Here is a 281-nt window from a genome sequence, read left to right as displayed (position 1 = left end):
TTCTTCAAAATAATTTTCATAAGTGGTTAAGTTGTTCACTAACCATTTCTGTCTTGCTAATTGACCCTCATTCATATGTAACTTGTAAATCGGCCCAATTGAAAAGAATTCAGAAAAAGCAACAACCATCTCTTCCAATCGCTCTTCTTGACCTAGCATATGCTTTAAACTTCCAGCTGTTGAATCATCAAAAGCAATATGTACGTGTGAGCTTTCTTTTACATTTCTTTTATAAGATGTATTACTCGTTAATTGCTTAGGGATATCCATTAAATTTTCAA

General features: G+C 32.4%; 1 protein-coding gene. It reads right to left on the bottom strand.

What is annotated here, in order from left to right:
* A partial coding sequence (locus KI369_RS28895; RefSeq protein WP_212959048.1) for a DUF1835 domain-containing protein occupies positions 1-281 on the bottom strand: 281 nt, incomplete at both ends.

This window comes from Bacillus sanguinis, from assembly GCF_018332475.1.
In the GTDB taxonomy this organism is placed as follows: Bacteria; Bacillota; Bacilli; order Bacillales; family Bacillaceae_G; genus Bacillus_A; species Bacillus_A sanguinis.
The sequence above is the reverse complement of the archived record's forward strand: the minus strand, read 5'-3'. Positions and strand labels throughout refer to the sequence as shown.